Source organism: Microbacterium sp. SA39 (assembly GCF_000967865.1).
In the GTDB taxonomy this organism is placed as follows: domain Bacteria; phylum Actinomycetota; class Actinomycetes; order Actinomycetales; family Microbacteriaceae; genus Microbacterium.
Genome location: NZ_JXRU01000025.1, coordinates 54,815 through 78,785, shown reverse-complemented (window position 1 = coordinate 78,785; position 23,971 = coordinate 54,815). Strand labels below are relative to the sequence as shown.

At 68.3% G+C, this 23,971-nt stretch carries 25 protein-coding genes and 1 tRNA gene; 13 read left to right on the top strand and 13 right to left on the bottom strand.

Annotated elements, in window-relative coordinates:
* Positions 1-18 precede the first annotated feature (18 nt).
* The 3 genes from zwf to pgl are packed head-to-tail and all read left to right on the top strand — an operon-like array spanning position 19 to position 3,286.
* Positions 19-1,569, top strand: a complete 1,551-nt coding sequence (gene zwf, locus RS85_RS03135) for a glucose-6-phosphate dehydrogenase (protein WP_046011965.1) — start codon at positions 19-21, stop codon at positions 1,567-1,569.
* Positions 1,566-2,501, top strand: coding sequence for a glucose-6-phosphate dehydrogenase assembly protein OpcA (locus RS85_RS03130; protein WP_046011964.1), 936 nt, complete (start codon positions 1,566-1,568; stop codon positions 2,499-2,501). The genes zwf and RS85_RS03130 overlap by 4 nt, the downstream gene beginning before the upstream one ends.
* A 5-nt stretch (positions 2,502-2,506) precedes the next feature.
* Positions 2,507-3,286 (top strand): 6-phosphogluconolactonase, encoded by a 780-nt coding sequence (gene pgl, locus RS85_RS03125; protein WP_046012002.1) that lies wholly within the window; start codon positions 2,507-2,509, stop codon positions 3,284-3,286.
* 27 nt (positions 3,287-3,313) lie between these two features.
* Here the strand turns inward: pgl and RS85_RS03120 are convergent, their stop codons facing one another.
* Positions 3,314-4,336 carry a DMT family transporter gene (locus tag RS85_RS03120; RefSeq protein WP_235282316.1) on the bottom strand — a complete coding sequence of 341 codons (1,023 nt, stop codon included), beginning with the start codon at positions 4,334-4,336 and terminating at the stop codon, positions 3,314-3,316.
* A gap of 43 nt (positions 4,337-4,379) precedes the next feature.
* On the opposite strand from RS85_RS03120, the gene def reads away from it, so the two are divergent.
* Together def and RS85_RS03110 are read left to right on the top strand one after the other, a co-directional pair.
* Positions 4,380-4,946 (top strand): peptide deformylase, encoded by a 567-nt coding sequence (gene def, locus RS85_RS03115; RefSeq protein WP_082087458.1) that lies wholly within the window; start codon positions 4,380-4,382, stop codon positions 4,944-4,946.
* A gap of 137 nt (positions 4,947-5,083) precedes the next feature.
* Positions 5,084-5,590, top strand: a complete 507-nt coding sequence (locus RS85_RS03110; protein WP_235282315.1) for a septum formation family protein — start codon at positions 5,084-5,086, stop codon at positions 5,588-5,590.
* Positions 5,591-5,642: 52 nt separating this feature from the next.
* On the opposite strand, the gene RS85_RS03105 is transcribed toward RS85_RS03110, so the two are convergent.
* On the bottom strand, positions 5,643-6,221 hold the full coding sequence (locus RS85_RS03105) for a helix-turn-helix domain-containing protein (protein WP_235282314.1): 579 nt from the start codon (positions 6,219-6,221) through the stop codon (positions 5,643-5,645).
* A 68-nt stretch (positions 6,222-6,289) separates the two neighbouring features.
* Here RS85_RS03105 and RS85_RS03100 point away from each other — a divergent pair, with 68 nt between their 5' ends.
* The 3 genes from RS85_RS03100 (at position 6,290) to RS85_RS03090 (ending at position 8,943) form a co-directional block, all read left to right on the top strand.
* Positions 6,290-7,300, top strand: coding sequence for an NAD(P)/FAD-dependent oxidoreductase (locus RS85_RS03100; RefSeq protein ID WP_046011960.1), 1,011 nt, complete (start codon positions 6,290-6,292; stop codon positions 7,298-7,300).
* Between the two features lie 20 nt (positions 7,301-7,320).
* A complete protein-coding gene (locus RS85_RS03095) occupies positions 7,321-7,974 on the top strand; it encodes an SAM-dependent methyltransferase (protein ID WP_046011959.1) in 654 nt (217 codons plus the stop codon).
* Between the two features lie 75 nt (positions 7,975-8,049).
* Positions 8,050-8,943 carry a dihydrodipicolinate synthase family protein gene (locus tag RS85_RS03090; RefSeq protein WP_046011958.1) on the top strand — a complete coding sequence of 298 codons (894 nt, stop codon included), beginning with the start codon at positions 8,050-8,052 and terminating at the stop codon, positions 8,941-8,943.
* A 41-nt stretch (positions 8,944-8,984) separates the two neighbouring features.
* Here RS85_RS03090 and RS85_RS03085 read toward each other — a convergent pair.
* The 5 genes from RS85_RS03085 to dusB all read right to left on the bottom strand — a co-directional run bounded on the left by RS85_RS03085 (position 8,985) and on the right by dusB (position 14,374).
* A tRNA-Asn gene (locus tag RS85_RS03085) sits at positions 8,985-9,060 on the bottom strand.
* Between the two features lie 97 nt (positions 9,061-9,157).
* Positions 9,158-9,931 (bottom strand): ATP-binding cassette domain-containing protein, encoded by a 774-nt coding sequence (locus tag RS85_RS03080; RefSeq protein WP_046011957.1) that lies wholly within the window; start codon positions 9,929-9,931, stop codon positions 9,158-9,160.
* A gap of 36 nt (positions 9,932-9,967) precedes the next feature.
* Complete coding sequence (gene dnaG, locus RS85_RS03075) at positions 9,968-11,827, bottom strand: DNA primase (RefSeq protein ID WP_046011956.1); 1,860 nt, start codon at positions 11,825-11,827, stop codon at positions 9,968-9,970.
* Positions 11,827-13,212, bottom strand: coding sequence for a deoxyguanosinetriphosphate triphosphohydrolase (locus RS85_RS03070; protein ID WP_046011955.1), 1,386 nt, complete (start codon positions 13,210-13,212; stop codon positions 11,827-11,829). Before RS85_RS03070 ends, dnaG begins: the two co-directional genes overlap by 1 nt.
* The gene (gene dusB, locus RS85_RS03065; protein WP_046011954.1) at positions 13,202-14,374 is read right to left on the bottom strand and encodes a tRNA dihydrouridine synthase DusB; all 1,173 of its coding nucleotides are present in this window, start codon (positions 14,372-14,374) and stop codon (positions 13,202-13,204) included. Before dusB ends, RS85_RS03070 begins: the two co-directional genes overlap by 11 nt.
* A 60-nt stretch (positions 14,375-14,434) precedes the next feature.
* Here dusB and RS85_RS03060 point away from each other — a divergent pair, with 60 nt between their 5' ends.
* Positions 14,435-14,926: a glutathione peroxidase gene (locus RS85_RS03060; RefSeq protein WP_046011953.1), complete on the top strand. Its 492-nt coding sequence runs from the start codon at positions 14,435-14,437 to the stop codon at positions 14,924-14,926.
* A 152-nt stretch (positions 14,927-15,078) separates the two neighbouring features.
* Positions 15,079-16,290, top strand: coding sequence for a metallophosphoesterase family protein (locus tag RS85_RS03055; protein WP_046011952.1), 1,212 nt, complete (start codon positions 15,079-15,081; stop codon positions 16,288-16,290).
* A gap of 69 nt (positions 16,291-16,359) precedes the next feature.
* Here the strand turns inward: RS85_RS03055 and RS85_RS03050 are convergent, their stop codons facing one another.
* The gene (locus tag RS85_RS03050) at positions 16,360-17,052 is read right to left on the bottom strand and encodes a DsbA family oxidoreductase (protein ID WP_046011951.1); all 693 of its coding nucleotides are present in this window, start codon (positions 17,050-17,052) and stop codon (positions 16,360-16,362) included.
* Between the two features lie 40 nt (positions 17,053-17,092).
* Complete coding sequence (locus tag RS85_RS03045) at positions 17,093-17,443, bottom strand: hypothetical protein (protein WP_046011950.1); 351 nt, start codon at positions 17,441-17,443, stop codon at positions 17,093-17,095.
* A 41-nt stretch (positions 17,444-17,484) separates the two neighbouring features.
* On the opposite strand from RS85_RS03045, the gene RS85_RS03040 reads away from it, so the two are divergent.
* Positions 17,485-18,096: an ATPase AAA gene (locus RS85_RS03040; protein ID WP_046011949.1), complete on the top strand. Its 612-nt coding sequence runs from the start codon at positions 17,485-17,487 to the stop codon at positions 18,094-18,096.
* Here RS85_RS03040 and RS85_RS03035 read toward each other — a convergent pair.
* Positions 18,036-18,839 carry an isoprenyl transferase gene (locus RS85_RS03035; RefSeq protein WP_046011948.1) on the bottom strand — a complete coding sequence of 268 codons (804 nt, stop codon included), beginning with the start codon at positions 18,837-18,839 and terminating at the stop codon, positions 18,036-18,038. The genes RS85_RS03040 and RS85_RS03035 overlap by 61 nt on opposite strands.
* Positions 18,836-19,579, bottom strand: coding sequence for a DNA repair protein RecO (gene recO, locus RS85_RS03030; RefSeq protein WP_046011947.1), 744 nt, complete (start codon positions 19,577-19,579; stop codon positions 18,836-18,838). Before recO ends, RS85_RS03035 begins: the two co-directional genes overlap by 4 nt.
* Positions 19,580-19,613: 34 nt before the next feature.
* Here recO and RS85_RS03025 point away from each other — a divergent pair, with 34 nt between their 5' ends.
* Complete coding sequence (locus RS85_RS03025) at positions 19,614-20,306, top strand: trimeric intracellular cation channel family protein (protein ID WP_046011946.1); 693 nt, start codon at positions 19,614-19,616, stop codon at positions 20,304-20,306.
* Between the two features lie 100 nt (positions 20,307-20,406).
* On the opposite strand, the gene leuA is transcribed toward RS85_RS03025, so the two are convergent.
* Positions 20,407-22,161, bottom strand: a complete 1,755-nt coding sequence (gene leuA, locus RS85_RS03020; protein WP_046011945.1) for a 2-isopropylmalate synthase — start codon at positions 22,159-22,161, stop codon at positions 20,407-20,409.
* Between the two features lie 195 nt (positions 22,162-22,356).
* On the opposite strand from leuA, the gene RS85_RS03015 reads away from it, so the two are divergent.
* On the top strand, positions 22,357-23,004 hold the full coding sequence (locus RS85_RS03015) for a hypothetical protein (RefSeq protein ID WP_052703333.1): 648 nt from the start codon (positions 22,357-22,359) through the stop codon (positions 23,002-23,004).
* 1 nt (position 23,005) lies between these two features.
* Here RS85_RS03015 and RS85_RS03010 read toward each other — a convergent pair whose 3' ends face one another.
* A complete protein-coding gene (locus RS85_RS03010) occupies positions 23,006-23,941 on the bottom strand; it encodes a quinone oxidoreductase family protein (protein ID WP_052703331.1) in 936 nt (311 codons plus the stop codon).
* Between the last annotated feature and the right edge of the window lie 30 nt (positions 23,942-23,971).

Below are 23,971 nucleotides of genomic sequence, written 5' to 3'. Positions count from 1 at the left end.
CAGGAGAATCCCCCACCGATGTCTGTTCCCATCTCGCGCGGGCACAACCCGCTGCGTGACCCCGATGATCGCCGCCTCAACCGGATCGCGGGGCCCAGCGCCCTCGTGATCTTCGGGGTCACCGGCGACCTGTCACGCAAGAAGTTGATGCCCGCCGTGTACGACCTCGCCAACCGCGGGCTGCTGCCGCCGGGGTTCGCCCTCGTCGGCTTCGCCCGTCGCGACTGGGAGGACCAGGACTTCGCCCAGGTCGTCTACGATGCCGTCAAGCAGCACGCGCGCACGCCGTTCCGCGAGGAGACCTGGACCCAGCTGCTGCAGGGCATCCGGTTCGTCTCGGGCGAGTTCGACAATCCCGATTCGTTCCGCAAGCTCCGCGAGACGGTCGAGAAGCTCGACGTGGAACGCGGGACGATGGGAAACCACGCCTACTACCTCTCGATCCCGCCGAAGGACTTCCCGCTCGTCGCGAAGCAGCTGAAGGAGTCAGGACTCGTCGGGGAGGATGCCGACGACGACGAGAACTGGCGTCGTGTCGTCATCGAGAAGCCGTTCGGCCACGACCTCGAGTCCGCTCGTGCGCTCAACGCCGCGCTCGAGGTGGCGTTCCCCGCCGACTCGATCTTCCGCATCGACCACTACCTCGGCAAGGAGACGGTGCAGAACATCCTCGCGCTCCGCTTCGCCAACGAGCTGTACGAGCCGATCTGGAACCGCAACTACGTCGACCACGTGCAGATCACGATGGCCGAGGACATCGGAGTGGGCGGCCGCGCCGGCTACTACGACGGCATCGGTGCGGCACGCGACGTGATCCAGAACCACCTGCTCCAGCTGCTGGCGCTCACCGCGATGGAAGAGCCGATCAGTCTCTCCGCCGAGCACCTGCGCGCCGAGAAGGAGAAGGTCCTCGCGGCCGTGCACGTGCCGGAGGACCTTTCCCTCGCCACCGCCCGCGGTCAGTACGACGGCGGCTGGCAGGGCGGCGAGCAGGTCACCGGCTTCCTCGCCGAGGACGGGATGAATCCCGAGTCGACGACCGAGACCTACGCGGCCATCAAGCTCGAGATCGACACGCGCCGCTGGTCGGGGGTGCCGTTCTACCTGCGCACGGGCAAGCGCCTCGGCCGCCGGGTCACCGAGATCGCGGTGGTGTTCAACCGGGCCCCGCAGCACCTCTTCGGTCGCGGCAACGCCTCCGAGCTCGGTCAGAACGCGCTGGTCATCCGCGTGCAGCCCGACGAGGGCGTCACGATCCGCTTCGGCTCCAAGGTGCCGGGCAGCGGATCGAATGTGCGCGACGTCACGATGGACTTCGGCTACGGCCACGCCTTCACCGAGGCCAGCCCCGAGGCCTACGAGCGCCTCATCCTCGACGTCCTCCTGGGCGACCCGCCGCTGTTCCCGCGGCACGAGGAGGTCGAGCTCTCCTGGAAGATCCTCGACCCCGTGGAGAAGTACTGGGCTGCCGTCGGCGGCCCGGTCGAGCAGTACGCTCCGGGCTCGTGGGGACCGGCATCCGCCGATGACCTGCTGGCCCGCGACGGACGAGTCTGGAGACGCCCGTGATCATCGACCTTCCCGACACGACCGTCAGCCAGGTCGCGAAGCAGCTCGTCAAGGTGCGCGAAGACGGCGGCGCCGTCGCACTCGGTCGCGTGCTGACGCTGGTCATCTCGGCGCGCAACGGCGTCGCCGAGGCCGCCATCGACGCCGCGAACGACGCCTCCCGCGAGCACCCGATGCGCGTCATCGTCCTCACCACGGGTGACGGCGAGTCCCGCCTCGACGCACAGATCCGCGTGGGTGGCGACGCCGGCGCGAGCGAGGTCGTCGTCCTCCGCGCCTTCGGTGACGCGGCCAGCAACGAGGAGAGCCTGCTCACCGGGCTCCTCCTCCCCGACGCTCCCGTCGTCGCGTGGTGGCCCGAAGAGGCCCCCGAGTCCCCGGCGACGTCTCCGCTCGGGAAGATCGCGCAGCGACGGATCACGGATGCCGCCACCGCGCCCGATGTGCGCGATCGGCTCGCACTCCTCGGCCGCACGCACGCCCCGGGCGACACCGACCTCGCGTGGACGCGCCTCACGCACTGGCGCGAACAGCTCGCCGCCGTCCTCGACCAGCCGCCGTACGAGCCCATCACCGAGGTCGAGGTCCGCGGAGCGGCAGCCTCTCCGTCGACGGCTCTGCTCGCCGCCTGGCTCCAGATGGCCCTCGAGGTGCCTGTGCGCTGGTCGTACGAGGACCCCGAACGCTGGCAGGAGGGCATCAAGTCAGTCCGCCTCACGCGCGAGGCCGGCGACATCGTGCTGGAGCGGCCGACGCCCGGCGTCGCCGTGCTGACCCAGCCGGATCAGCCGAATCACGACCTGCATCTGCCGCGCCGGACGCTCCGCGAATGCCTCGCGGAGGAGCTGCGTCGCCTCGACCCTGATGTCCTGTACGGTCGAGTGATCACGGAGGGCTGGGAGAAGCTGGGTCCGCCCGAGACTGGAGAGTGAAGTCGATGCAGGTATCGTCCGCAGAGAAGCGGGTCGTGGTGGAAGCCACGCCTGCCGCCGTCGCCACCCGCGTCGCCGACCGGTTCCTCACGCGCGTCCGGGCCCGCACGAGGAACGGTCGCATCGCCCATATCGCCCTGACCGGCGGTTCGATGGGCGGCGCGGTTCTGCGAACGGCAGCGGAAGATCCGCGCATCGAGGAGATCGATTGGTCCCTGGTGCACTTCTGGTGGGGCGACGAGCGATACGTCCCGCGTGACGACGCCGATCGGAACGCGCTGCAGTCCCGCCGCGCACTGCTGGATCACATCCCGGTCCCGGAAGAGAACGTGCACGAGGCGGCCGCTTCCGACAGCGGTCTGTCTCTCGACGAGTCGGCCGCGGCGTACGCTGCCGAGCTGGCCCGGTACGGCACGGATGAACACCCCTGGCCGTCGTTCGCCGTCTGCTTCCTCGGGGTCGGTCCCGACGGGCACATCGCCTCGCTGTTCCCCGACCGTGAAGAGGTGACGGTGACGGATGCCGCGGCTCTTCCCGTGCGCAACTCCCCCAAGCCGCCGCCCGAGCGCGTGACGCTGACGCGTCCGGTGCTGAACTCGTCCAAGCGGGTCTGGCTCGTGCTGACCGGCGCCGACAAGGCGTCGGCTCTCGGGCTTGCTCTCGCCGGCGCCAGTTATTCGAGCGTGCCGGTCGCCGGTGCGAAGGGCCGCAAACGCACGGTGTTCTTCGTCGACGAGTCCGCCGCCTCCGAGGTGTCGCCCGACCTGATCGATCAGGCGTACTGACCCGATCCGGCGTACTCGACCGCCGAATCAGGACGAGGTGCGGTTGTCCGGTTCGTCAGACGAGGCGGCCGACGAATCGCTTCCGCGCACGAACGGCAGATCCTGACTGTCGCTGATCACCTGCGGGTGATAGCGGGCGAGGTTGACGACTCCCCAGACGGCGATGGCGCCGGCGATGGCGAAGATGATGAAGACCCACCACGGCGCAGCAGCAGCCTCGCCCAGCACGATGATGCCGATCAGCACAGCGATCAGGGGATCGACCACTGTGAGGCCCGCGATGACGAGGTCGGGCGGACCCGAGCTGTAGGCCGTCTGCACGAAGTATGCGCCGACGCCGGCAGCGGCGAGCAACGCGACGACGCAGATCCCCGTGATCCACTCGAACTGGCCGGCTTCGATGCGCTTGATGACCACCTTGGCGAGCGTCGCGACGAAGCCGTAGAGGATTCCCGCACCGATCACGTAGAAGAGCGCCCGCATGCGGTGACGAAGAACCAGCCAGCAGGCGCCGAGGATGATGATGACGACCAGGAGGAGCGCGAGGATCACGAAGAGCTCGCGCTCGGTGACCTCTTTCTCGGTGGCGAAGATGGCAGCGAAGAACACGAAGAGGAAGATGCCACCCACGCAGCAGATGATCGCGGTAATGGATTTCCGTGTCGGCGAGTGACCCGAGATGCGGGCGTTCAGGAGCGTCGTGATGACCAGGGCGATCGCGCCGAGCGGCTGCACGACGATGAGCGGCGCCTTCACCAGCGCCGCGAGCTGACAGACGATCGCGAGTGCCAGCATGAGCGTGCCGGCGATCCACGAGGGCCGGGTCAGCAGAGCCTTGAGCTGGCCGCCGGTGAGCCCCGACGTGCCGTCGGATCCGCTCAGGCGCTCGACCTTCTCGACGCCGCGGTGCTGGTACTGCGCGCCGAGCGACATGAAGACCGCGCCGGCGAGGGCGAGCGGGATGCCGAGCAGCAATCCCGGATTCTGGAAGGCGCCGACGAGCTGATCGCCGACCTCTTCAGCCGTATTCGTCCACACCCCAGCAGTCACACTAAGACCCTACCTGCCGTGCCCTGCACAGTAGGGTTGTGACGTGGCTGTACTTCCGATTCGCATCATGGGCGACCCCGTTCTTCACTCCCCCGCCTCTCCTGTCGAAGAGATCTCAGACGACATCCGCACACTCGTCGCCGACATGTTCGAGACGATGGATGCGGCTCCGGGAGTCGGGCTCGCGGCACCCCAGGTCGGCGTGCCGCTCCGCATCTACACGTATGCGTACGTGGACGACGACGATCAGCCGTGGCGCGGCGTGCTCATCAATCCGGTGCTGTGGATCGCGCCGATCGAGCCCGGCGACCCCGACCCCGATCTCGAATCCGAAGGGTGCCTGTCCTTCCCCGGCGAGCGGTTCCCGCTGCGTCGCTCGGAGCGCGTGCACCTCACCGCGACCGACCTCGAAGGGCGTCCGGTCACGATCGACGTCGACGGATGGCGTGCGCGGATCATGCAGCACGAGTTCGACCACCTCGACGGCATCCTGTACGTCGATCGCCTCTCCGACGGCGACTGGAAGACCGTACAGAAGATCGCGCGCAAGCGCGGATGGGGCCGTGCGGGCGTCAGCTGGATGCCGGGCGTCGACGACCTCGAGGGCTGAGCCGTTCCCAGCGCGATCACAGCATCCTCGGAGTTGCGTCACAGAATCCGTGCCGGATAGCGTGAGTGAGCGCATGCGGAATATCGGCATATCTGCGCCATCGGACCGTTCTCGAGGGGAAGACAATCATGATGAAGATGCGCAATCGACGCGCGCTGATGCTCGCAGGTACCGCGGTGGCGCTCTCCATCGCGCTGAGCGGATGCAGCGCCATCAACAGCATTCTCGGCAGCGGTTCGGGAGACGCCGACCGCGACGAGGAGACCGGGCAGGTCACCGAGAGCGCGAATGTCGATGTCTTCTCGGTCAAGGTGGGCGACTGCATGCTCGACACCGGAACCGGGACGCTCACGGACGCCAACGTCGTGCCCTGCACCGACCCGCACGACCAGGAGATCTATCACGAGATCATCATGGAGGACGGCGAGTTCTCGGAAGACGCCATCAACGCCGCCTCCGAAGACTGCATCGGTGACGCGTACACGTCCTTCATCGGCGTCGCGTACGCGGACTCCGCCTTCGATGTGACGACGATCACTCCGACGAAGAAATCGTGGGAGCAGGGCGACGATCGCATCCTGCAGTGCGTCATCGTGGACCCGGCAGGTCAGACCACGGGATCGCTCGAAGGCGCCGGGCGCTGACCCGACCGCAGACATGAGAAGGCCCCCGCCCTACGGCGGGGCCTTCTGTGTGTCAGGAGCCGGCGGGTCGCGCTCGCAGATGGATGCGCTTGCCCTCTTTGCTGAAGATCGACAGGATCTCGGTCGGCCCCGGACCGGCGGATGACAGCCAGTGCGGCACGCGGGTGTCGAACTCCGCCGCCTCCCCCGGCCCGAGTGTCACGTCCTGGTCACCGAGCACCAGGCGGAGCCGGCCCGACATGACGTAGAGCCACTCCTGACCGTCGTGCACCTTGGGCTGCGGCACCGCGGCGATGCCGACCGGATGCGCAGGGAAAGTGACCTTGTAGGTCTGCACCGGACTCGATGCCGGGGAGAGGGACTCGTAGCGGATGCCGCCGACATCCCTGGTCGTGCGCGACACCCGGGGATCGGGCACGGCGCGCGGCACGATGTCGTCGAGTCCGAGACCGAGCGCCCGCGCGATCGGCACCAGCAGCTCGAGGTTCGGCGCCCGCTTGCCCGCCTCCAGACGGGAGAGCGTGCTCGGCGAGATCGAGGTGAGGGCGGAGAGCTCCGTCAGTGTCATGCTGCGCTTCTCGCGCCAGCTCTTCAGGCGCGGACCGATGAGGGCGAGCGAGTCCTCGGACACGATGAACCTTTCTTGCCGATTCGGCACTGATATTTGCTGAAACTGTAGCAGGTGTCCAGGCTGGGGACATGACAGACGACACCATCTCCCCCTCCCATCCCCCTCTCGAGCCGTCGAGCTCCGCGATCTCCGCCGAGCACTGGGACGTCATCATCATCGGCGGCGGTGCCGCCGGTCTCAGTGCCGCGCTCATCCTGGCCCGAGCGCGGCGCCGGGTACTGGTCCTCGATGCCCAGCAGCCGCGCAACCGGTTCGCACCGCACATGCACGGCGTCCTGAGTCGCGACGGCTACTCGCCGCTCGACCTCGTCGCCGACGGCTACCGGGAGGTCCGCGCCGTGGACGGTGTGATCGTCGACGCACGCGTCTCGACGGCACGCGCGATCGCCGATGGTTTCGAGGTCATCACGGAATCGGGCGCGCACGCCACCGCTCGCCGCCTCATCGTGGCCACCGGAGCCCGCGACCGGCTGCCCGACATCCCGGGGCTTGCCGATCACTGGGGTCGCGGGGTCGTCGCATGCCCCTACTGCGACGGGTACGAGGCGACGGGACGCGGCATCGGCGTGCTCGTCGGCTCGGTCGCCGGGCTGCACAAGGCACACATGCTGCGGTCGTACTCGAGCGACGTCACGGTGTTCACCGGTCTCGTGGGGTCGATCCCCGAAGAGGAAAGGCTCGTGCTCGAGGAGCGCGGCATGCGCGTGGAGAGTCGCGTCGTCACGCACGTCGTCAGCGAAGCCGGTGAGCTCGCCGGTCTCGGCCTCGACGATGGATCGATCGCGACCGTCGATGTGATCTTCGCTGAGCCCACTCTCGTCGCGCTCGACGAGCCACTGCGTCAGCTCGGCGCCGACCGTATCGATACGCCCTTCGGGCCCTGGACCGCGGTCGACGCTCTGGGCCGGACGACCATCGAAGGAGTCTGGGCTGTCGGCAACAGCGCGAATCCCGCCGCGCTCGTACCCCTCGCCGCCGGTTCCGCGGCCACCGCCGCTCTCGCTGTCAACGGTGAACTGGTCGCGCTCGACGTCGCCGCAGCGGCGGAGCGAGTCGCCGCGAAGGGAGTCGCACGGTGAGGGGGGCGGAGCATTCCGCGATGGCGGCATCCGATCCGGCCGAGTTCTGGGAAGAGCGCTACCGATCGAGTCGCGACGAGAGCGGTCAGGTGTGGAGCGGGCGGGTCAACGCCGCCGTCGAGCACGAGGTCGCGGCGCTCACGCCGGGAACGGCGCTCGAGCTCGGCTGCGGCGAGGGCGGTGATGCGCTGTGGCTCGCCGCGCACGGGTGGAGCGTGACGGCGATCGACATCTCGACGACGGCGCTGGCGGTCGGCGCGGCGGAAGCAGAGCGGAAGGGTCTTGCCGACCGCATCGCCTGGGTCCACGCCGACCTCTCCACCTGGCGGCCGACATCGAGCTTCGACCTGGTCGCCTCCGCGTTCCTGCACTCCCCCGTCGAGCTTCCCCGCGAGGAGGTGCTCCGGCGCGCGGCATCCGCTGTCGCACCGGGCGGGCGGCTGCTCGTCGTCGGGCACGGCGCCCCTCCTCCCGGCGCGAAGCTCAGTCACGAACAGCACGGCGGGCCGCCGCTGCCCACGCCAGACGAGGTGCTCGCCTCACTGGAGCTCGCCGACGGATGGACCACGGAGACGAGCGCTCTCGTAGACCGGTCCGCAGTCTGGCGGGATGGCTCTGATATCACTCTGGTCGACGCCGTGCTGAGGATCAGACGCTCCGACGTCTCCGCATAGGCATCCGTCCTTCCGCATTACGCTCGCAGAAGCGGCAATCCCCTACGAGGGTCGTGCCGCGGGAGAGGATCTGCGATGTTCACCGGCTTGAGCGCCTTCCCCCTGACTCCGCTGCGCGACGACGCGTTCGATGAGGCCGCCTACGCGCGTCTCATCGAACGACTCGTCATCGCCGGAGTTCATTCCATCACCGCCCTCGGATCGACCGGCTCCTTCATGTACCTGGACCGCGACGAGCGTCGACGCGTCGCACGCGCAGCGGTGTCTCTCGCGGGCGACGTACCGGTGATGGTGGGGATCGGTGCGCTTCGCACCTCTGAGGTGCAGAGGCTCGCGGATGACGCACAGGATGCCGGAGCGAGCGCCGTGCTGCTCGCCCCGGTGACGTACCAGGCGCTCGACGCCGATGAGGTCTTCGGCCTGTTCGAAGATGTCACCGCGGGACTCTCGGTGCCCCTCGTCGTCTACGACAATCCCCGCACGACGCACGTCGCGTTCAGCGACGACCTCTACGCGCGCATCGCCGCGCTGCCGCACGTGGCCTCGATCAAGATCCCCGGCGTGCCCGTGGATCCCAGGGATGCTGTCGCACGAGTGCAGACGATTCGCGAACGCGTCCCCGAGCCCGTGTCGATCGGTGTCTCCGGCGATTGGTTCGCGGCGACAGCCTTGAATGCCGGGTGCGACGCCTGGTACTCGGTGATCGGCGGCACGCTTCCCGACCCGGCGCTGACCATCACCCGTGCAGCTCAGGGGGGCGATCAGGCGGCTGCCAGCGCCGAATCGGCACGCCTCCAGCCGCTGTGGGATCTGTTCATCGAGTACGGCGGCTACCGTGTGACCGCTGCCATCGCCGAATACCTGGGCCTCGTCGCGCCCGATTGCCTTCCGCGACCGGTGCGCGGACTGCGGGCGGATGCTCGAACGCGGGTGGCCGCGATCGTCGAACAGCTCGAACTCGGAGCGTGAAAAGGGAAAGGCCCGGAACTCGTCTGAGTTCCGGGCCTTCTTGGCTCCCCGGCTTGGACTCGAACCAAGAACCTGCCGGTTAACAGCCGGCTGCTCTGCCAATTGAGCTACCGAGGAATGTGCTCCGCTGCGCGGGCAACTGGACAAGCTTAGCAAACTCCGGACCTCAGTCGTGACACCGGGGCGGGGTCGGCGCAGGTCGGGCGTGTCGAGTTCAGTGCCCGGAATCAGCCTCGGCGTTGGGCGCCCAGAGCAGGTCCTTGCCGACGCCGCGAGCGACCACGTGCCCGCCGCGGAGCATGAGCGTCTCGGCATTCAGCTCGCGGATGAACGCCGCGTCGTTGGTGACGAGAAGAGCGGCCATCGACTGCTCCTTCCGACGGCGTGTGATGGCGTCGAACACCACCGGACGCACTTCGAGATCGAGATTGGCCAGGATCTCGTCCGCGATGAGGACCTTCGGCTCGAGCACGAACGACCGCGCGATCGCCACGCGCTGCCGCATGCCGGCGCTCAGCTCGTACGGGAATTTCGCCGCGGTGCCGAGCGGCAGGTGCAGTTCGTCGAGCAGGGTCGCGACGCGGATCGACAGCGCTTTCGTGTTGACCCGGCGCTCCCGGATCAGGATCGGCTCCGCGATCACCTCGTTCACGGTCAGACGAGGCGGCAGATCGGCCCCCGCGCCCTGGGGCACGAAGCCGGTGCGGTACGTCAGGATGCGATGCTTCCTGCCGGGCCGTCTGACATCGACGCCGCACACCACAGCGCTGCCGCCGACGACCTTCACCGACGGATCCGTCGACCCCGCGAGAGCGGCCACCAGGGTGGACTTCCCGGAGCCGGTGGGACCGGCGACGCAGATGAGCTCACCCGGCGCGAGCGAAAAGGTCACGCCGTCGACCGCTCGGGTCGGCGAGCCGTGTCCGATCCGGTCGATCACCAGATCCGAGCACTCGATCGCGTTCTGAGACTCTGGCCTGCGGGACATGTCTCCATCCTGCCCTCTGCGTGGCCGCGGGTCGGGTTACGACTCGGCGAAGCGCTGCCGCTCGGCGTCGATATCACGCAAACGCATCCGCAGGGCACGGCCGCCGTCGGACTCGGCCGGGACCCGTTGCACGGCGCCGAGCAGCTCCTGCTTCTCGCGCTCCAGCTGCCGGAGGATCAGTCGGCGCGCGAGATCGGTCGCCGAGGCGACCGCCCCCTCCTCGTTCTTCGCCGGGAACGGCGTCATCAGCAACTCACCCGCCAGGGACCGGTACGGCTCGCGCACGCCGTTCACGGCATCCGTCACCCACCCGGCCCTCGTGCGGTCAGGAGCGGATGCCACGGCCTCTCGCACCGCGTCGAGTCCCGGCGTGCGGAAGGGCGCGCTCAGCGCGCGGTCGAGCAGGGTCTGATCGATCTGGTGCCCGTACTGCAGCGCCCCCATCATCGCGTCTCGTTCGACGGCGACGTCGGCCGTGCGCGGAAGGGACGCGAGAGTCACGGGGGCGACACCTGCTCCGCCGGTCGCGGAGTCGGCCTGCACGGTATCCCGACGCGGAGCGGGCTGCTGTGCGGCGCCGCGCGCGGCCCGTTCCACCTCGCTGCGGACTTCGGTCGGATCCATGCCGAGGCGGCGCGCCAGCACACGCTCGTACCCGGGGCGCAGGAGCTGGTCGCGGATCTCGGCCACGATCGGCGCCGCTGCGCGGAGCGCACCCACGCGACCCTCTACCGTCGCGAGGTCGAAGCCGCTCATCTTGCGGTCGATCGCGAACTCGAACATCGGGACCTTGGCATCCATGAGACCCCGCACAGCGGCATCGCCGCGCTGCAGACGCAGATCGCAGGGGTCGAGGCTGTCGGGGGCGACGGCGACGAACGTCTGCGCGTTGAACCGGTCGTCCTCTGTGAACGCGCGCAGCGCTGCCTTCTGCCCTGCTTCATCGCCGTCGAACGTGAACACGACCTCGCCCGAGGCGTTGTCATCGCCCATCACGCGGCGGAGCACCTTGATGTGGTCGGTGCCGAACGCCGTGCCGCAGGTCGCGATCGCCGTCGTCAGGCCCGCGAGATGGCACGCCATGACGTCGGTGTAGCCCTCGACGACCACGACGCGGCGCGGGTCGCCCCGTGCGATGTCGCGCTTGGCGAGGTCGAGTCCGTAGAGCACCTGCGCCTTCTTGTAGATCGGCGTCTCCGGGGTGTTCAGGTACTTCGGTCCCTGATCGTCGTCGAAGAGCTTGCGCGCTCCGAAGCCGATCGTCTGCCCTGACACGTCGCGGATCGGCCAGACCAGTCGACCGCGGAACCGGTCGTAGACACCGCGCTGTCCGGTCGAGACGAGTCCGGCCGTCACCAGCTCATCGCGCGTGAACCCCTGCGCGGTAAGCGCCTTGAGCATCCCGTCCCAGCCCCGCGGGGCGAACCCGACGCCGAAGTGCGCGGCGGCGCCCGCGTCGAAGCCCCGCTCGCCCAGGAAGCGCCGCCCCGCCTCGGCATCCGGTGACAGCAGCTGCGCACGGAAGAACTCCGCCGCCGCCGTGTTCGCGGCGTACAGGCGGCTGCGGCCACTGGTCTCCGGTGCCGCTCCCCCGTCCTCGTAATGCAGGGTGTAGCCGATGCGGCCGGCGAGGCGCTCGACAGCCTCGGTGAAGCTGACGTGATCCATCTCGCGGAGGAACGAGTAGACGTCGCCCGACTCCCCGCAGCCGAAGCAGTGGTAATAGCCGACCTGCTGCCGCACGTGGAAGCTCGGGCTCTTCTCGTCGTGGAACGGGCAGAGTCCCTTGAGAGACCCGACGCCGGCCGACTTGAGCGACACCCGCTCGCCGATGATGTCGGCGATGTTGGTGCGCGCCTTCACCTCGTCGACGTCGGCCTGCCGGATGCGCGGCATCAGACCGCCCCTTCGGCGACGGGCCGCCTCTCGGCGTGCGCGTTGACCCGCGCACGCGCGTGCCGGGGAGTCCAGATGCCGACCTCGGCGGGGTCGATCTCGCCCACCAGCCGGTTGTGCCAGTCGATGGCGCTCTGATCGGTGAGGCTCGCGATCTGGTCGACGACGACGCGCGCGCGTTCCCCGTCGTCCGTCGCGGCGACGAAGTCTGCGGCGAAGGCGGGCTCGAGGATGTCTGCGCCCGCCGACCAGAGGGCGTCCGTCGACCAGAGCGAGTCCGCCAGTCGTTTGAGGACGCGCCGCTGCTCCTTGTAGACGCCCTTGCGTGCATCGATCGTGACGATCGCCTGGCCCATGATGCCCTTGAGCACCGCGATCTCGGCCTCTACGACCCGCGGCACGACCACGTGCGCGTTGTACCGCACGAGTGCCGGTCCGGCGTAGGCCTGGCGCGTCGCCGACACGGAGGCGCGCGCGAACCGGCCGATCAGATCGCTGGTCAGGTTCTTCAGGCGGGCGAGCGCCTGACGCGAGCGATCGAACGATGCGAGCCACATCGACTGCGACGCCAGACGATACAGCGCGTCGGCGAGCTCATCGCGCGTGAAGTCGTAGCCCACCCACTGCTGGATGCGTCCGACGAGGGCATCGTGTCCGCGCGGATCCGCGAGCTGGGCCACGTCGACGTAGCCGTTGACGATCGCGTCCTCGAAGTCATGCACGGAGTAGGCGATGTCGTCGGAGAGATCCATGATCTCTGCCTCGATGCAGCGGAGCCGCCCTGGCGCGCCCTCGCGCATCCATCGGAAGACTGCCTCGTCCTCGGGGTAGACGCCGAACTTCAGGCGCCCGCCCGGATCCGGCACAGGGCTGTCCACGGTCCAGGGGTACTTGCACGTCGCGTCGAGACTGGCGCGGGTGAGGTTGAGTCCGACGGAGTGGTCGTCGCCGTCGAGCACCTTGGCCTCGAGCCGGGTCAGGATCCGCAGCGACTGGGCGTTGCCCTCGAAGCCGCCGATGTGCTCGGCCCATTCGTTGAGCGCGCGCTCCCCGTTGTGACCGAACGGCGGATGCCCGAGGTCGTGGCTGAGGCATGCGGTGTCGACGACGTCGGCGGAGACCCCGAGGGCAGTCGCGAGCTCCCGGCCGACCTGCGCCACCTCGAGCGAGTGCGTCAAACGGTTGCGAGCGAAGTCGGCGGTGCTGGCGGGACTGAGCACCTGGGTCTTGGCGGCGAGCCGACGCAGCGCCGCCGAGTGCAGCACGCGGGCGCGGTCTCGGGCGAAGTCATCGCGCTCGGAGCGGTGGGTCTCCGCGAAGAAGCGCTCCGCGTCGCGGGCGTCGTAGCCGTCGACCCGCGCGCCCGTCAGAGGATCAGCCACCACTGTTCTCGATCTCCGCTCCGCGCATCATCTCGGAGGCCGACGACTCGATGTCCCGCGAATCCAGCCACTTGTCCGGCAGGGCGGTGCGTTTCGGGTGGCCGGAGCGGCCGCGCTGACCTTCGGCATCCGCTCCCGGGTACGGCGCGTCGTGATCGAGCTGCCCGAGCAGATCGTCGATCTCAGCGAGGCTGGATGCGGTGGCCAGACCGGTGCGGATGTCTCCGCCGACTGGGTAGCCCTTGAAGTACCAGGAGACGTGCTTGCGGATGTCGCGGCATCCGCGGTCCTCATCCTCGAAGAACTCCACGAGGAGCTGGGCGTGCCTGCGGAAGGCGTTCGCCACGAATCCGAGCGTCGCGTCGACCACGGGGCCGGTCCCTGAGCTCATCGAAGGGCCTCCGAAAGCAGCCGCGAGTTCGCCGAAGAGCCACGGCCGACCGAGGCAGCCGCGTCCGACGACGACGCCGTCGCAGTCCGTCTGCTCCATCATGCGCACCGCGTCTTCGGCGGACCAGATGTCGCCGTTGCCCAGTACCGGGATGCTGGTGACGGCCTGCTTGAGCTCGCCGATCGCGTTCCAGTCGGCGTGGCCGGAGTAGAACTCGCTCGCCGTGCGGGCGTGCAGCGCGACAGCAGCCGCCCCGGCATCCTCCGCAGCGCGTCCGGCGTCGAGGAACGTCAGGTGGTCGCGGTCGATTCCCTTGCGCATCTTCACCGTCAGCGGGATCGCGCCCGCGGCCTTCACCGCCTGATCGACGATGTCGGCGAACAGTTTCGACTTCCACGGCAGCGCTGCTCCCCCGCCGCGTCGGGTGACCTTCGGCACGGGGCATCCGAAGTTCAGGTCGATGTGATCCGCGTGGTCCTCGGCGACGATGATGCGCACGGCCTCGGCGATCGTCTTCGGGTCGACGCCGTACAGCTGGATCGACCGCGGCGTCTCGGACTCGTGGTGGCGGATCAGGCGCATCGTCGTCTCGTTGCGCTCGACCAGCGCGCGCGAGGTGATCATCTCGCTGACGTAGAGCCCGGCGCCGTACTCGCGGCAGAGCCGCCGGAAGGCGGTGTTCGTGATGCCTGCCATGGGCGCGAGAACGACCGGCACGTCGAGATCGATCGGGCCGATGCGAAGGGGGCGGGCGGGGGCGGTGGCGAGAGTCATGTCCTTTCCATTCTCCCAGACGCGGAGCCGATGCGGATGCTGCGACCTAAGCTGTGAAGTATGACCGATTCCGCGCTCCGTTCGATCCCGTTCACCGACGCCCAGGGCAACGAGAAGACGCTCGACGACCTCGGCGCCGACGTGGTGCTGGTCGTCAACGTCGCCTCGAAGTGCGGCCTGACCCCGCAGTACGAACAGCTCGAAGAGCTGCAGCGGCTCTACGGCGACCGCGGGTTCAGCGTGGTCGGGTTCCCCAGCAACCAGTTCCTGCAGGAGCCCGGGTCCGTCGAGCAGATCATGGAGTTCTGCTCGACGACCTACGGCGTCTCGTTCCCGGTGAACGGGAAGGTCAAGGTCAACGGCCGCAACGCGTCCGACCTGTACAAGGCGCTGAAAGAGGCACCGGATGCCAGTGGCAAGGCCGGCCGCGTGGAGTGGAACTTCGAGAAGTTCCTCGTGCTGCCCGACGGCGAGGTCCTGCGCTTCCGTCCGAAGCAGAAGCCGGACGCCCCGGAGATCGTCAGCGCGATCGAAGCGGCTCTGACCCGTTAGCGCGCCGCGGGTCGTTCACCTGCGCGTCAACCGCGCACCCGCCCTGAGGGCACCGTCGACCGCAGCCCGTTCACCTGCTGGTCGGTTCGACGCCACCCCGCCTCCTTAGTCTCACCGCGGCGACTGTCGCCCGAAGACGAAGGAGACCGACCATGCCCGACCGACTGCCGATCAGCCGGCGAACCGTCCTCACTGCCGGAGCGCTCGGCGCTCTGGGCACTGCACTGCCGCTCGGCGCCGCCCCGGCGAACGCCGCGTCGTCCGCGACCGCAGCTTCCTCGTCGCAGACCAAACCCGGCAAGGCCAGGGCTCTGCAGTTCCGCGCTGACGGCACCTTCAAGGTGGTGCAGTTCAACGACACGCAGGACGACGAACTCACCGACCGTCGCACGGTGGAGCTGATGGAGAAGGTCCTCGACCAGGAGGCGCCGGACTTCGTCGTGATCAACGGCGACGTGATCACCGGTGGGTGCGAGACCCGACTCGCTGTGAAGCAGGCCATCAACAACGTCGTCTGGCCGATGGAGAGCCGTCAGATCCCGTGGGCGGTCACCTTCGGCAACCACGACGAGGACTCGCTGCCGGAGTCCGGCGTGGACGAGGCGGGGATGCTCGCGATCTATCGGTCGTACGACTACAACCTGAACGCCGAGAACACGCAGGGCGTGACCGGCACGAGCAACACGATCGCGACGATCGCCTCGTCGGCGAAGAAGAACCGCGAGGCGTTCGCGCTGTGGCTGATGGACTCCGGGCGCTACGCCCCTGAGGCGATCAACGGCCAGGACTTCGCCGGCTACCCGACCTGGGACTGGCTGCGCATGGATCAGGTCGCCTGGTACCGACAGCAGTCCCAGGAGCTCGAGAAGCGTCGCGGGGCGAAGCTGCCCGGCCTGATGTTCCTGCACATCGCGCTGTGGGAGCACCGCTTCATGTGGTGGGGCGGAGTGGACACCCGCACGGAGGCCGACGCCGCACGCGGCCGCGTGCGCCACGGCATCGTCGGAGAGCGGAACGAGGACGAGTGCCCCGGTCCCTTCAACTCGGGGATGTTCAATGCGATCCTCGAGCGAGGCGACGTCAAGGGCGTGTTCGTCGGGCACGATCACATCAACGACTATGTGGGCGACTACTACGGCGTCCAGCTCGGGTACGCCCCTGGAACAGGCTTCGGCGCCTACGGTCTGGACGGGGCCGAGCGCAACCGCATGCGCGGCGGTCGCGTGTTCGAGCTCACCGAGTCGGGTGACGACGTGACGATCGCGACGCGCAACGTCTACGCCCGTGATCTCGGCATCGACCTCACCGCGAACGACCAGCCGATGGAGCCGCTTCCGCTCGCCCCGAAGCAGGAACGTCTCTGACGCCCGGAGACAGGTCGAGGCGGCGGGAGCAGGGCTCCCGCCGCCTCGTGTGTCTGGAAGGCGCTGTGGTCAGGCCTGGACGGCCGCAGGCTCTTCCTCGGACTCGCCGCGCTTGGCCCAGAGATCCCGGAGCACGTTTTCGAACGCTGCGGGCGGCTGCGCGCCCGAGATGCCGTACTGGCCGTCGATGACGAAGAACGGAACGCCCTGGATGCCGTACGCCTGAGCCTGCGCCTGGTCCTGGCGGACGGCCGGGAGGTACTTCTCGGTCTCGAGAGCGTCGCGGGCGCGATCCGCGTCCAGACCGACCTCCACCGCGAGCTCGACGAGGTCGTCGATGCGGCCGACGTGCTTGCCCTCGGTGAAGTACGCCGACATCAGGCGCTCCTCCATCGCATGCTGGAGGCCTTCCGCCTTCGCGAAGTGCAGCAGCTCGTGCGCTTTGACGGTGTTGGTGTGCTGGAGCAGATCGAAGCGGTACTCGAGTCCGGCGTTCGCCGCGACGCCCGTCACGTTCGACAGCATCTGCTCGACCTGCGCGCGCGGCATCCCCTTGTGCCCGGCGAGGAAATCGATCTCGTCGCCGTCGAAGTCGACGGGAGTGTCGGGCGACAGCTCGAAGGAGTGGAAGGTGATGTTCACCTCGGGGGCGTCGTCGTCGGCGGAGACGGCCTCAAGGCCCTTCTCCAGATTGCGCTTGCCGATGTAGCACCACGGGCAGGCGATGTCGGACCAGATGTCGATGGAGATGGGTTCGCTCACATCATCATCCAACCGCATGGTTCTGTGAGCTATTCCGGGTTCACCCGAAGATGAAGCTCTCACCCGAGCCTGAGATCACCTCAAGACGCACGTCGTCCTGCCATCCCGCCCGAAGGTCATCGATGGCATTGCCCATCTCCTCGCGTTCTGGGTCGCCGGACGTGAGATCGCGCTCCAACGTGAAGGTGAGCCAACAAAGAGGGTTGTTGGCGCCGTCCGCCCAGATGTCTCCGACAGTGGGCCGTTCGCCGACTGTCTCCTCTATCACCTGAGCCAGCTCCTCGGAGTACCCTTCGCAGGGCGCGTACGCGAGGTAGTCGCCGAAGGCACAGCCCGTCAGTCCGATCGCCCCGACGCCGAGCCCAGCGATCGTCGCCCCTATTCTCCGCATCTCCCGACAATAGAGCAGAGTTGCGTCGATAGGATTTCCGGATGCTCTCCGCCGATGATCCGCTCCCCCTCCGCGTCGAGCGGGTGCTCGTCGCGGGCGTGTCCGGGTCGGGGAAGACGACCCTCTCCGCGCGCATCGGGGATGCCTGGGGCCTGCGGCATGTGGAGATCGACGCGCTGTTCCACGGATCGAACTGGACGCCGCGGCCGGAGTTCCTCGACGACGTGCGCGCGTTCGCTGCAGAGGATCGCTGGGTGACCGAGTGGCAGTACACGAGCAAGGGGACCGACGAGATCCTCCCGTCGCGCGCACAGCTCGTCGTCTGGCTCGACTATCCGTACCGGGTGGTCCGATCACGGCTGCTGCGCCGCACCCTCGGCCGCGGCATCCTCCGCACTCCGCTATGGAACGGGAACGTCGAGAAGCCGATCTGGCGCATGCTCACCGGCGACCCCGAGGAGAACATCCTCCTCTGGCAGACGAACACGCTTCACAAGTGGGCGGAGCGGATGCCGGGTGTCATCGAGCGCTTCCCGCATCTCACGATCGTGCGCCTGCGGCACCCCCGCGAGGCCGAGCGGTGGCTCCGAGCTCAGGCCGACGCGTCGGGGGTGTCGACGGCACCGCCGAAGCGACGATCGCGCGACAGGTAGATGTCGATCGCGCGCCACAACTCCTCGCGGGAGAAGTCGGGCCAGAGCGTGTCGAGGAACACCATCTCGGCGTACGCCGACTCCCACAGCAGGAAGTTCGACGTGCGCTGCTCCCCCGAGCTCCGCACGAACAGGTCGACATCGGGCATATCGGGCACGTAGAGGTGGCGACGGATCATCTTCTCGCTGATCGCGTTCGGCTTCACCCGGCCCACGGCGACATCCGCCGCGATCGCGCGCATCGCGTCGACGAGCTCGATCCGTCCGCCGTAATTCACGCACATCGTGAGGGTGAGCACGTCGTTGCCGCGGGTGAGCTGCTCGGCGTACTGCAGCTCTTTGATGACGCTCCCCCAGAGGCGCGGCTTGCGACCGGCCCAGCGCACCCGCACGCCCCACTCGTTGAGCTGATCACGGCGACGGTGCAGCACGTCACGGTTGTAGCCCATGAGGAAGCGGACCTCCTCGGGCGACCGCGCCCAGTTCTCGGTCGAGAACGCGTACACCGACAGGTGCTTCACTCCCGCTTGGATGGCACCGGCGACCACGTCGAGCAGCACTTCCTCGCCCGCCTTGTGTCCCTGGACACGGGTGAGTCCGCGACGGTTGGCCCAGCGGCCGTTGCCGTCCATCACGATCGCGACGTGCTCGGGCACCGCGCGGAACGCCGGCGGATGCACACCCGTCCAGTCGAGCGGGCGATACGCGACGGCATCCTTGTGCGTGTAGGGCTTCGGGGTCACCGCGGGACTTCTCCTCGGATGTCGGTCACGTGCGAGAGCGAGCGGATGCCGCGCTCGAGATGCCACTGGGCGTAGGCCCCGACCAGGCCGGAGGCGGCGGCCGTGTCGGCGTGCGGTGCGGCGTCGATGAGCTCCCAGTCGCCCTCGATCAGGGCGCGCAGCAGCGTCAGAGTGCGCTCGGCGATGCGAGGGCTGCCCGCCGGTGCGTCGTTCGCGCATACCATTCCACCGAGCTGGCCGACGAAATGCCTGTGCGGGCCCGGCGCGGCGCACCGCGCGCAATCGTCGAGCGAAGGTGCCCAGCCGGAGAGCGACATCACACGGAGGAGATACGAATCCAGGATGCTGCGCGGCACGTGCTCGCCGCGCGAGAGAGCGCGCAGGCCACCGACGAGCAGCAGGTACTGCTCGGGCGTCGCCTCGGAGTCGCTCAGCCGGTCCGCCGTCTCGACCATGGCGTTGGCAGACGTGAAGCGGTCGTAGTGCGCGGCGATGTCGGTGCCGTAGGAGCCCAGGGACTCGGCCTGCTGCACGATGTCGAGCGACCGACCCTGGTACAGCTGCACGTCGGCGACCATGAAGGGCTCCAGCCGCGAGCCGAACTTCGAGGAGGTGCGCCGCACGCCCTTCGCCACTGCGCGGACCTTGCCGTGCCGTCGCGACAGCATGGTGACGATGCGATCGGCCTCACCCAGTTTGTGGGTGCGCAGGATCACCACTTCGTCTCGGTAGGTGGGCACCCTCCGATTATCCTCCGTGCGGGAGAATGAACGGGTGACCGAACCGCTCTTCACCATTCCGCTCTGGGCGGACCTCCTCGGCGTCGGCCTCGGCGGGGTGCAGGGCGCGCTGTTCGCGTCGGGCTTCCAGGGGCAGCGTCGGCTGGATTGGCTGGGTGTCGCGATCATCGGCATCATGATCGGCATGGGCGGCGGCCTGATCCGCGACATCCTGCTCGGTCAGACCCCGGCGACGCTGCAGAGCAACTGGTACCTCGTGACCGCCACGGGAGCAGCGCTCCTGGGGATGCTGCTCGCCGGACTCTTCAACCGGCTGAACACGGTCATCGTCGTGCTCGATGCCGTCGTGATCGGGATGTTCGGCGCCTTCGGCACGAGCAAGGCGCTCGGGTTCGGCATCCCGCCCGTCCCTGCCGTCTTCATCGGGGTCTGCGCGGCGGTGGGCGGCAGCGTGCTGCGCGACATGCTGATGGGCCTGCCGACCTCGATCATGCACGTCGGTTCGCTCTACGCCGTGGCGGCCGGCGCGGGATGCACGTTCATCGTGATCGCGAACGGCTTCGGCATGCCGATCACGCTCGCCGCGATCCTCGGGATCGTGGTGACCGCAGTCATCCGAGTGCTCGCAGTGAGCTTCGACGTCTCGCTGCCGGAGCAGCGACGCATCTACCGCCGCAAGGTCGCCGCCGAGACCGGCGCGATCCCGATCGTCAAGCCGCGCGACTGACCACGACGTTTCGTCTCGTCGCTTCGCTCCTCGCTCAACGACCGACACCCGGAGGCCAAGGTCGTTGAGCGAGCGCAGCGAGACGAAACGCGGCGACCCGTCAGACCGCGGCCAGCTCCTGCTGACGCGTGCGGATCGAGCGATTCACGCCCGACACGATCGCCTTGAGCGATGCCGTCGAGATGTCCCCGTCGATGCCGACGCCCCACAGGCGCTGGTCGCCGACCTGCAGCTCGACGTAGGCCGCGGCCTGCGCGTCGCCGCCTGCGCTGAGAGCGTGCTCGACGTAGTCGTAGACCGTGATGTCGAAGCCCTGCGCACGCAGTACCTCGACGAACGCGGCGACGGGCCCGTTGCCCGACCCGGCGACCGCAAGCTGCTGCTCGTCGTCACGCAGCACGACATCGAGCACGACCTCGCCCGACATGTCGCTGCGGGTCTGGGTCGCGAGCAGCTCGAAGCGGCCCCACTTCGCGGCGCTGTCGTCGGCCGGCAGATACTCGTCGTTGAAGATCGACCAGATCTGGTCGCTCGTGACCTCGCCGCCCTCGGCATCCGTCTTGGCCTGCACGACGCCGGAGAACTCGATCTGGAGCTTGCGCGGCAGATCGATCGCGTGGTCCGATTTCAGCAGGTAGGCGACGCCGCCCTTGCCGGACTGCGAGTTGACGCGGATGACAGCCTCGTACGAGCGCCCCAGGTCCTTCGGGTCGACCGGCAGATACGGCACGGCCCACTCGATCTCATCGACCGTGACGCCCTCAGCGGCGGCGCGCGCCTCCATGGCCTCGAAGCCCTTCTTGATCGCGTCCTGGTGCGACCCGCTGAACGCCGTGAACACGAGGTCGCCGGCCCAGGGACTGCGCTCGGGCACCGGCAGCTGATTGCAGTACTCGACCGTGCGCTTGACCTGGTCGATGTCGCTGAAGTCGATCTGCGGGTCGATGCCCTGAGTGAACATGTTGATGCCCAGCGCGACGAGATCGACGTTGCCGGTGCGCTCGCCGTTGCCGAAGAGGCAGCCTTCGATGCGGTCGGCGCCGGCCATGTACCCGAGCTCCGCAGCAGCGATCGCGGTGCCACGGTCATTGTGCGGGTGCAACGACAGGATGACGTTCTCGCGATGGGCGAGGCGACGGCTCATCCACTCGATCGAGTCGGCGTAGATGTTCGGCGAAGCCATCTCGACGGTGGCCGGCAGGTTGATGATCACCTTGCGGTCGGGCGTCGGCTCGAAGACCTCGATGACCTGGTTGCAGATGTCGAGAGCGAACTCGAGCTCGGTGCCGGTGTAGCTCTCCGGCGAGTACTCGTAGTAGACCTTCGTGTCGGGGATGGTCTTCTCGAACTTGCGGCACAGTCGGGCGCCCTCGAGCGCGATGTCGATGATGCCCTGCTTGTCGGTGCGGAAGACGACGTCGCGCTGCAGCACGCTGGTCGAGTTGTACAGGTGCACGATGGCCTGCTTGGCTCCGGCGATCGACTCGTACGTGCGCTCGATCAGGTGCTCGCGCGCCTGGGTCAGCACCTGGATCGTGACGTCGTCGGGGATCAGGTTCTCTTCGATGAGCTGGCGCACGAAGTCGAAGTCGGTCTGGCTCGCCGACGGGAAGCCGACCTCGATCTCCTTGTAGCCCATGCTGACGAGCAGCTCGAACATGACCCGCTTGCGCTCCGGCGACATCGGGTCGATGAGGGCCTGGTTCCCGTCGCGGAGATCGACGGCGCACCAGCGGGGAGCCTCTGTGATGCGGGCGTCGGGCCAGGTGCGATCCGGCAGGTGGACGGTGAGCTGCTCGTGGAACGGCCGATACTTGTGGATCGGCATCGCGGACGGGCGCTGAGTGTTCTGCATGATGGGGCTTCTTCTCTTCGTCAGAATGTACGGGCCAACACAAGCGCCGCGACGAGGAAGGCCCTAGCTCTTAGGACTCGTCGCGGCAGCTAAGAAGAAGCAGACCGCCGAAAGGCATGTGGTCATGCTAGCAGGGATGATTCGCGGGCGTTCATCGGTCGTGAGACGATCCATGGCCGCGCGACACTGAGGAGTATGAGCACAACGCACCGTCGCCTGCCTCTCGTCGCGGCATCCGTCGTGGCCGTCCTCGCGCTGAGTGCCTGCGCCGGCGGCCCGGGCGACTCCCCGGCGCCGACGAACACGGCGGTTCCGGCCGACCAGCGCCTCGAGAACGTCACGCCAGGGCTCCCGGACGGGCGTGTGATCGGCGCCGGCACCGTCTTGGATTCTGCGGGAGACGTGCAGCTGTGCCTGGGCGCGGTCATGGAGTCCTATCCCCCGCAGTGCAGCGGGATTCCGCTCGATGGATGGTCGTGGGAAGGCGTTGACGGCAGCGAGACCAGCGGCGAGACGACGTGGGGCGCCTACGCGGTGTACGGCACGTACGACGGCGAACGGTTCACGAACACCGATCCCCCGATCATGCTCGCGCTCTTCGACCCCGTCGCCCCGGAGGATACGACCGGAGGCGTCGATGGCCCGACCCCTTCCGCCGAACTCACCCGAATCCAGGACGACATCTCCGCGCGTCTCGGGCGTGACGCGCTCACCCTGGTGTCGGATCGCGGCTACGTCTGGCTGCAGGTCGTGTGGGACGACGGCACGATCCAGGACGCCGCGGATGCCGAGTTCGGCGACGACGTCGTGATCGTGACCTCGTCGCTCCGCGAGATCGACTGACCTACGGAATCAGCGCGAGTTTGCCGCCGGGGTGACCGGTCGCGAGCAGGCGATGGGCGTCCGCAGCCTGGCTGAGCGGGAAGGTCCGCCCCATCGGCACGACCAGGTCGCCGTTCTGAGCGAGCGCGATCAGTTCCGCGCGTACCTCGTCACGGAAGACCGTGCTGGCCGGCATCGATCCGGCGATCGCGAGGATGCCGTCGGCGTGCGCCCGTCCGAACGCCGCGATCGTGACGATGCGCTGACGGTCGGCGACGAGGTCGAGTGAGACGTCGATCGCCTCATCGGTGCCGACGGCGTCGAGCGCCGCGGCGATCGGCCCGTCAGCGAGGGCGCGAACCCGGTGGGCGAGACCCTCGCCGTAGCGCACCGGCTCGCCACCGAACCTCCGCACTTCGTCGAATCGATTCTCGCCGGCGGTGCCGATCACGCGGATGCCGCACAGCCGGGCCTGCTGGAGCACGCTGACCCCGACCGCGCCCGAGGCTCCATGGAGCAGGATCGTCTCCCCTGGCGAGGCGCCCGTGACAGCGAGCATCTCTGCCGCCGTGGTGCCCACGAGCAGCAGATTCGCCGCCTCGGGGTGTGAGAGCGTCGAGGGCTTCGCGAAGACCTTCCCGGCAGGCACGGTCAGCTCGGTCGCATATCCGCCACTCACGCGGAACGCGACGACCTCGTCGCCGACCACCGCTGTGCCCGACCCGATGACGGTGTCCGGCCCGATCGCGGTCAGTTCACCCGAGACCTCGTACCCGATCGGCACCGGGAACTCGAGCCCCGCCCGCGGGGCGGCGACGTGCTTCGCGTCGGCGGGGTTCACTCCGGCGGCATGCACGCGGATCGTGACCTCGCCCTCGGCGGGAGCGGGTGGCTCCTCGGCGACGAAGTCCCAAGACTCGGGTGCACCCCAGGTCCGGGCGATCCAGTGCAGTGCCATGTTTCTCCTCAGAGATAGCAGCGGACGGTC

Coding starts and splice junctions, on each gene's coding strand:
- zwf (WP_046011965.1), top strand. CDS start 19: ATGTCTGTTCCCATCTCGCGCGGGCACAACCCGCTGCGTGACCCCGAT.
- pgl (WP_046012002.1), top strand. CDS start 2,507: ATGCAGGTATCGTCCGCAGAGAAGCGGGTCGTGGTGGAAGCCACGCCT.
- RS85_RS03110 (WP_235282315.1), top strand. CDS start 5,084: ATGCGCAATCGACGCGCGCTGATGCTCGCAGGTACCGCGGTGGCGCTC.
- RS85_RS03100 (WP_046011960.1), top strand. CDS start 6,290: ATGACAGACGACACCATCTCCCCCTCCCATCCCCCTCTCGAGCCGTCG.
- RS85_RS03095 (WP_046011959.1), top strand. CDS start 7,321: ATGGCGGCATCCGATCCGGCCGAGTTCTGGGAAGAGCGCTACCGATCG.
- RS85_RS03090 (WP_046011958.1), top strand. CDS start 8,050: ATGTTCACCGGCTTGAGCGCCTTCCCCCTGACTCCGCTGCGCGACGAC.
- RS85_RS03080 (WP_046011957.1), bottom strand. CDS start 9,931: ATGTCCCGCAGGCCAGAGTCTCAGAACGCGATCGAGTGCTCGGATCTG.
- dnaG (WP_046011956.1), bottom strand. CDS start 11,827: ATGCCGCGCATCCGGCAGGCCGACGTCGACGAGGTGAAGGCGCGCACC.
- dusB (WP_046011954.1), bottom strand. CDS start 14,374: ATGACTCTCGCCACCGCCCCCGCCCGCCCCCTTCGCATCGGCCCGATC.
- RS85_RS03060 (WP_046011953.1), top strand. CDS start 14,435: ATGACCGATTCCGCGCTCCGTTCGATCCCGTTCACCGACGCCCAGGGC.
- RS85_RS03055 (WP_046011952.1), top strand. CDS start 15,079: ATGCCCGACCGACTGCCGATCAGCCGGCGAACCGTCCTCACTGCCGGA.
- RS85_RS03045 (WP_046011950.1), bottom strand. CDS start 17,443: ATGCGGAGAATAGGGGCGACGATCGCTGGGCTCGGCGTCGGGGCGATC.
- RS85_RS03040 (WP_046011949.1), top strand. CDS start 17,485: ATGCTCTCCGCCGATGATCCGCTCCCCCTCCGCGTCGAGCGGGTGCTC.
- leuA (WP_046011945.1), bottom strand. CDS start 22,161: ATGCAGAACACTCAGCGCCCGTCCGCGATGCCGATCCACAAGTATCGG.
- RS85_RS03015 (WP_052703333.1), top strand. CDS start 22,357: ATGAGCACAACGCACCGTCGCCTGCCTCTCGTCGCGGCATCCGTCGTG.
- RS85_RS03010 (WP_052703331.1), bottom strand. CDS start 23,941: ATGGCACTGCACTGGATCGCCCGGACCTGGGGTGCACCCGAGTCTTGG.